Below are 2,094 nucleotides of genomic sequence, written 5' to 3'. Positions count from 1 at the left end.
ATATAGCCACACAGCTCCGGGACTGAAGAAAATTGTTGTAGGAATCCTCACCTCAAGCATAGGCAAGTTATAATCCCGGCAGCCTCTGTGGAGATTGCTCTCTTATGTCTGTAAAGCTCCTGCCTCAGTGTGAGAACTTGAAAGAGCAGGTTGAAGCTATCCTGCAACTCTGGCATCAGGATTCCACTTTTTCAGGCAAGCAAGATACCACTCGGATTCAAGCTTCCCTCAGCAAAGCTATTTCTCCAACCTTCGAGATTGTCTTTGCCGGTGCTTTCAGTGCTGGCAAGTCTATGCTAATCAATGCCCTCTTAGAAAGAGAGCTTCTCTACAGCGCCGAAGGGCACGCCACAGGGACAGAGTGCTACATCGCCTACGCAGAGCCAAATGCGGAGAGGGTAGTGCTCACTTTTCTTAGCGAGCAGGAAGTGCAAGAACAGATGACCGCCTTCTGCGCTTTCCTAAACTTGGCTCCGTCACTCAGCAGGCTGGAAGACACTGCACTGAATCCCCTGAAGGAGCGTGCTGAGGCTATTATTCAGCAGGAGGGAGGCAAAAGCAAGTCAGAGCGGGCGAAGCAGGCGGATGCACTTCGCTTGTTGATTACAGGTTTCCAGCAGAACCGGGACAAAATTCACCCTACCGAGAACAAAGTCTTCTCGATGGAGCAGCTCAACTTCGGCAACCTAAGGGAAGCTGCGGGTTTTGCCCGGCGCGGCGCCAATAGCGCAGTTTTGCGAAAGGTGGAATACTATTGCCACCACCCCTTGCTGGAAGATGGAAACGTTATTGTCGATACTCCTGGGATCGATGCTCCAGTCAAAGCGGATGCAGAGCGTACTTATCGAAAAATTGCCGATCCGGATACGTCCGCAGTTGTTTGCGTTCTCAAGTGTGCTGCAACGGGTGAGCTGACCAAGGAAGAGACAGAGCTTATTGAGCATATTCAAAGTAATGATAGCATCAGGGATCGCGTCTTCTATGTGTTTAACCGGATTGATGAGACTTGGTACAACGCACAACTAAAGCATAGACTAGAAAACATTATCGACCAGCAGTTTCGTCAACTCCGCGTATTTAAGACAAGCGGCCTTCTCGGCTTCTATGGTTCCCAGATCAAGGCAACTACCCCCGAGGATCGATTTGGACTGGATACGATTTTTTCAGAAAGCATCAAAGAATTGGGTGGTGAGGAAGAAACGCCCCAGTTTGTCAGCGAGTTTAACAAGTACTGCACGTCAGGTAGGTTGGTTGGATCCCCGTTCCGCCCTTCTGTACATGGGTACGACACACCCATAAATAACTACGTTCGGATTCTGAGGGAGTGGGGAAAACCTTTGATTGAGTATATGATTAAAGATAGCGGTATTGAAGACTTTCGGGCTGGGATTACTCGTTATTTAACGGAAGAAAAGCGGCCACAGCTATTTTCCGCGCTGGCCGATGATTTGCAACCTCTCTGCATCGAGATGAGGAAGTCCTATCTAGATCTCTACCGAGACATTGATAGCCAGCCCAAAGAGATTGACAGCATGATTTCCTATGAGCTGACGCTGATCAATCAGCAGCTAGCCAGTATCGGCCGAGAGTTTGACGAGCATATCCAGACAGTAGTCAATAAAGTTATTAACGGAGAAAACAAAGAATTTGAGAACGATTTCCGTAAATTGCAGGCTAGGATGGTACGGAGGCTAGATGAGCTTTTGGATACTTTTTCGTTGGACAATGTTTACAGTCAAGCCGTTCGCATTCGTCCCCGCAACTCCACAGCTCCATTTTTAGCTGTATTGGTCGAAGCCTTTTATTATTTGTCCAACCATCTAGAGGACATCCTGGTAGAATCAGCCAGCACGCTTGTAGAGAACTTCTTTCGTCGCCTTGTTGATGAAGTTCGCAGCTCGAGCTACTACAGGCAGTTGTTTCGCCTACTGGGATCCGATGGGGACTTGGAGAAAAAGCTTCTTTTGGTTAAGGAGGTAACTTTGAGTTCTCTTGTCAATGGTGCCCGAAAAGAGTGCGACCGCTACCTCAGAGAAAGCCCCCGCTTCTATGACGAAGGAACATTCTCGATCTACCAGTTTCGAGAAGTCCTAA

1 protein-coding gene is annotated in these 2,094 nt (G+C 48.4%); it reads left to right on the top strand.

What is annotated here, in order from left to right; translation table 11 throughout:
• Positions 1–104 precede the first annotated feature (104 nt).
• On the top strand, positions 105–2,094 hold a 1,990-nt coding region (locus NW819_RS12515; RefSeq protein ID WP_414413944.1), incomplete at its 3' end, for a dynamin family protein.

It is taken from the genome of Synechococcus sp. R8-2, from assembly GCF_047461715.1.
Taxonomy (GTDB): domain Bacteria; phylum Cyanobacteriota; class Cyanobacteriia; order Thermostichales; family Thermostichaceae; genus Thermostichus.
The sequence above is the reverse complement of the archived record's forward strand: the minus strand, read 5'-3'. Positions and strand labels throughout refer to the sequence as shown.